Source organism: Halorubrum sp. ASP1, from assembly GCF_005435135.1.
GTDB classification, from domain to species: Archaea; Halobacteriota; Halobacteria; order Halobacteriales; family Haloferacaceae; genus Halorubrum; species Halorubrum tropicale.
This window is the reverse complement of sequence record NZ_SGUA01000030.1, coordinates 1-5,419: the sequence shown is the minus strand read 5'-3', so window position 1 is coordinate 5,419 and position 5,419 is coordinate 1. Positions and strand designations below refer to the sequence as shown.

At 57.8% G+C, this 5,419-nt stretch carries 1 tRNA gene and 3 rRNA genes; all 4 read right to left on the bottom strand.

What is annotated here, in order from left to right:
* Positions 1 to 71: 71 nt before the first annotated feature.
* Positions 72 to 193 (bottom strand): 5S ribosomal RNA (gene rrf / locus EXE48_RS18045).
* Between the two features lie 133 nt (positions 194 to 326).
* Positions 327 to 3,243: ribosomal RNA gene (locus tag EXE48_RS18040) — 23S ribosomal RNA — on the bottom strand.
* Positions 3,244 to 3,523: 280 nt separating this feature from the next.
* Positions 3,524 to 3,595, bottom strand: a tRNA-Ala gene (locus EXE48_RS18035).
* Positions 3,596 to 3,765: 170 nt separating this feature from the next.
* Positions 3,766 to 5,235: ribosomal RNA gene (locus EXE48_RS18030) — 16S ribosomal RNA — on the bottom strand.
* Together the 16S, 23S and 5S rRNA genes with 1 tRNA gene alongside form the textbook arrangement of a ribosomal RNA operon.
* Between the last annotated feature and the right edge of the window lie 184 nt (positions 5,236 to 5,419).

The window sequence follows — 5,419 nt, the reverse complement described above, 5'->3', positions numbered from 1 at the left end:
CTCGTTGGATATGAAGAAAGCCCACGGACGCGCTGTCCGTGGGCTGTGGTGGGAGTATTCCCGTATGAGTGGGCAGGCGGCGACTCGTGGTTCCCAGAGGATCGCTCACTCCAGTACTTCACGATACGCTGGTGGGCTTAACTTCCGTGTTCGGAATGGGTACGGGTGTTTCCCCACCGCTCTGGCCGCCTTCATGCCGACTCTCGGACTCGAACCGAGACGCTCTATGAGCGACGCCTGTGTCGGTCGTGGTTCGAAACAACCGTGTATACGTGCGATCCAGATACCGCCTGAACTCATGCGAGTTCGTGGCGCGTCAGCGCCAATGAATGTGGCTCGGTCTGTTAGTTCTCGTGGGCTTAACACCTCGTTGCCTCGGTGCGTACACCCCGAGTCTATCGAACTCGTCTTCTACGAGTGACCTCGGTGGTACCTCTTTTCCATGTGGGTTTCGAGCTTAGATGCGTTCAGCTCTTACCCCGTGTCGCGTGGCTACTCGGCATCTGCCCTTCCGGACAACCGATACACCAGTGGCGACCAAACGTAGTTCCTCTCGTACTATACGTTCGTTCACGTCAGGTACCTCACACCCCCAATAGATAGCAGCCGACCTGTCTCACGACGGTCTAAACCCAGCTCACGACCTCCTTTAATAGGCGAACAACCTCACCCTTGCCCGCGTCTGCACGGGCAGGATGGAGGGAACCGACATCGAGGTAGCAAGCCACTCGGTCGATATGTGCTCTTGCGAGTGACGACTCTGTTATCCCTAAGGTAGCTTTTCTGTCATCTACGGGTCCCATTCCGGAACCTCGTAGGTTCGCTAGACCACGCTTTCGCGTCAGCGTTCCTCGTTGGGAAGAACACTGTCAGACCATCTTTTGCTCTTGCGCTCTTCGCCGGATTCCCGACCCGGCTGAGATGATCTTCGGGCGCGCTCGATATCTTTTCGAGCGCGTACCGCCCCAGTCAAACTGCCCGGCTACCGGTGTACTCCTCCCGGAGTGAGAGTCGCAGTCACCGACGGGTAGTATTTCAATGCTGTCTGGGTGGCGTGCTAGCGCACGTACCTCTGTAACGACTCCTACCTATGCTGCACATCGGCGACCACGTCTCAGCGACAGCCTGCAGTAAAGCTCTATAGGGTCTTCGCTTCCCCTTGGGGGTCTCCAGACTCCGCACTGGAACGTACAGTTCACCGGGTCCAACGTTGGGACAGTGGCGCTCTCGTTTATCCATTCATGCAAGCCGCTACTGAAGCGGCAAGGTACTACGCTACCTTAAGAGGGTCATAGTTACCCCCGCCGTTGACGGGTCCTTCGTCCTCTTGTACGAGGTGTTCAGATACCCGCACTGGGCAGGATTCAGTGACCGTACGAGTCCTTGCGGATTTGCGGTCACCTGTGTTGTTACTAGACAGTCGGAGCGCCCGAGTCACTGCGACCTGCTCCGTCGAGAGCAGGCATCCCTTCTTCCGAAGGTACGGGACTAACTTGCCGAATTCCCTAACGTCGGTTCTCCCGACAGGCCTTGCCTTGCGCTGGCAGAGCACCTGTGTCGGATCTCGGTACGGACATCATGCTTGCCTTTTCACGGGCCCTATGTACGGCTGACTTTCGCTATCTCGCGTTTCGCTCGCTTCGTACCGTGACGGTTTCCACGAGTTTCCGCGATTCGACCGGGCGAGTGCCCGGCTCAGCGTTCCACACGGCGTCGGCGTTTACTGCACGATGGCGCTGGAATATTAACCAGCTTCCCGTCGGTGTAGTCAAGTTGTGGTACACCTTAGGACCGGCTAACCCTCGGCTGAACGGCAGTGCCGAGGAACCCTTGCTCTTCAGGCCGTCGAGGTTCTCACCCGACTATCGCTGCTACTGTGACCAGGATTGTCGTTACTGGACGGTCCACACGAGCTCTCGCCCGGGCTTCCGTCCGACCAGTACGCCAACCTACGCGGTTATCCTTTGACGGATACGGCCAGGTCTCGGTGGTAGATTTGAGCCCCGATCATTTTGGGCGCCTCAAACCTCGGCCGGTAAGCTGTTACGCTTTTCTTAGCGGGTAGCTGCTTCTAAGCTCACCTCCCGGCTGTTTAGGGCTTGAGACCACCTTCGAATCGCACTTAATCTACACTTTGGGACCTTAACCCGGCTCTGGGTTGTTCCCCTCACGGTACACAGGCTTACCCCGCGCACCGGACTCCCTTCGTCTACAGCGCCTGCGGGTTTGGAGTTCGACAGGATGGCCGACTCCTCTCGGAGGCGGGTCATCCAATCGGTAGCTCTACCCCGCGGGCTACCTCGGAAGAGGTCATGCTTCGACATGTTTCGGTTGGAACCAGCTGTTGCCAGGCTCGATGGGCCTTTCACCCCTACACACGAGTCACGAGAGGGTATTGTAGAACACCAACTCTAACAGGCCTCCACGTGGCTTTCGCCACGCTTCACCTTGCTCGCGCGTAGATCGCCTGGTTTCGGGTCGCACCCGATTGACTCCCCGCGCTTGAACACGGTGGCCCTCGCACGAATGTGCTGCGGCCGTATCGGTTTCCCTGCGCCTTCCCCGGTTCACGGGTTAGACTCGCCAATCAAGTGCACTCCCTGGGTCGTTTTTCAAAACGCACGACACGACGCCGGCTCGTCTCTTTTCCTACTAGAGAATCGCTTCTCGGTCGTTTCAAGAGACGCCTTGTACGCCCTGTCGCTCGATCGCCAGCTGATTTCAGGCCCTATTGCACCGCCCTTTTCGGGGTGCTTTTCAGCGTTCGCTCACGCTACTTGTTCGCTATCGGTCTCGAGGAGTGTTTAGCCTTCTCAGGGGATGCCTGAGGTGTTCACAGAGGATATCCGACCCCTGCTACTCTGGATTTGACGCCATCCGTACTGACTCATCTTACGGGGTTGTCACCCTGTTTCACGCTCCGTTCCAGGAGACTTCAGATGAGTTGTCGAGATTTGGTTGTCAACCCGAACACCACATTGGTCAGAAGACCTTCGGTTTGGGCTGTGTCGCGTTTACTCGCGGTTACTGACGACATCGCTGTTGCGTTCTTTTCCTGCCCTTACTGAGATGTTTCAATTCAGGGCGTTCCCTATTGCGCGTGGCAATTGTTGAACGGATTCCGATTGGGAGATCTCGTGTTCTTTCCCTCCATGCGGGTCCCACGAGCTTTTCGCAGCTTGGCACGTCCGTCGTCGGCTCTCGAGCCGAGCCATTCACCAGCTGGCACAGTAGCCAGTAGTGTGTCAACGAACTCTCGAAGGAGAGTTGTTGACGGTGTCAGAAACACTCGTCAGAGTGTTCCGACTGTATATGGTTCACTGACGTTCCACGAACTCGGATGAGTTCAGTGGACGTCTGGATCGCACGTATACACGGTTGTCATTGAATCGCCCCGGGTGTGACGGGGCGTTCATCGAACCCTTCCCATCCGCGGTTTCCCGGGATGGTGCATCGGTCGTCGTGTTCAATCGGTTCGTCGGCGACCCCTTAAGGGGCACGTTTCGAACCGACCGAACGGACATGGACTCACTGGGATTCGAACCCAGGGCATCCTCCTTGCAAGGGAGGCACTCTACCGCTGAGCTATGAGCCCACCTTCCCCGAAGGGAAGGCTCTTGTCTCGCGTGTTGTGTGAGCCGTGGTCGTTCTGAAGTGTCCAAGCCGGTGGATGGGCGGACGGACACAGTCCAATGCGAATGAGTAGTGACCGTCTTAGAAAGACGGTCGTAAGGTGAGCCTCCCGTGTGGGAGGTCTCGGGTCGGTGGAGGTGATCCAGCCGCAGATTCCCCTACGGCTACCTTGTTACGACTTAAGCCCCCTTGCGAAGCCCAGATTCGACGTTCGTGGAACGCCTCATCCGGACCTCACTCGGGTGCTTTGACGGGCGGTGTGTGCAAGGAGCAGGGACGTATTCACCGCGCGCTTGTGACACGCGATTACTACCGAATCCAGCTTCATGTGGGCGAGTTGCAGCCCACAATCCGAACTACGATCGAGTTTCTGAGATTACCGTCTCCTTTCGGAGTTGGAACCCTTTGTCTCGACCATTGTAGCCCGCGTGTTGCCCAGCACATTCGGGGCATACTGACCTACCGTTGCCCGTTCCTTCCTCCGTGTTAGCCACGGCGGTCCCCCTACTGTCCCCAGCTACCTCGCGGTACTGCTGGCAAGTAAGGGTGCGGGTCTCGCTCGTTGCCTGACTTAACAGGACGCCTCACGGTACGAGCTGACGGCGGCCATGCACCTCCTCTCTGAGGCTCGGATAAGGTCATCAACCTGATCGTCATTACCACAGTCGATGCTGGTGAGATGTCCGGCGTTGAGTCCAATTAAACCGCAGGCTCCTCCGGTTGTAGTGCTCCCCCGCCAATTCCTTTAAGTTTCATCCTTGCGGACGTACTTCCCAGGCGGTCTGCTTAGCGGCTTCCCTACGGCACAGCACCCACTCGTAGTGGGAGCCACACCTAGCAGACATTGTTTACGGCCAGGACTACCCGGGTATCTAATCCGGTTCGAGACCCTGGCTTTCGTCCCTCACTGTCGGATCCGTTCTCGCGACGTGCTTTCGCCATCGGCGGTCCGTCCAGGATTACGGGATTTCACTCCTACCCCGGACGTACCCGTCGCGCCTTCCGGTCCCAAGCCACGCAGTTTCTACCGGGCGCCCACCTGTTGAGCAGGTGGATTTCCCGATGGACTTGCGCGGCCAGCTACGGACGCTTTAGGCCCAATAAGATCGGCCATCACTTGGGCTGCCGGTATTACCGCGGCGGCTGGCACCGGTCTTGCCCAGCCCTTATTCTGGTACCGCCTTAGGGTACCGAAAAGCACAGGCGCTATGCCTGTGCACTTGGGATCCCCCTATCGCACTGTCGTGCAGTGTAAAGGTTTCGCGCCTGCTGCGCCCCGTAGGGCCCGGAATCTTGTCTCAGATTCCGTCTCCGGGTTCTCACTCTCATGACCCGTACCGATTATTGGCACGGTGGGCCGTTACCCCACCGTCTACCTAATCGGCCGCAGCCACATCCTTCGGCGCCGGAGCGTTTGGCATACCACTCATTCCAGTGGTGGTATGGGATACACTATTAGCCTCAGTTTCCCGAGGGTATTGTGTTCCGAAGGGTAGTTTGGCCACGTGTTACTGAGCTATTCGCCACGAGTCTGAACTCGTGCGACTAGCATGGCTAAATCGGATCCCAATAGCAATGGCCTCCGGCAGGATCAACCGGAATGTATGTCCTTCAGGCCTGATTCCCGGCCCGAAGGGGGTGTTGGCGGGTGTCAACATAGTGTTGACACACCATTGCATTGGTCTGTGTGGTGTCCGGGCCAGCCAACGGCTTGGATGGCACCGAACGACCACGGCTCACATCAGATCACCGCTTACGCCGGAGCGCAGGGGGCGTGATCCTCATC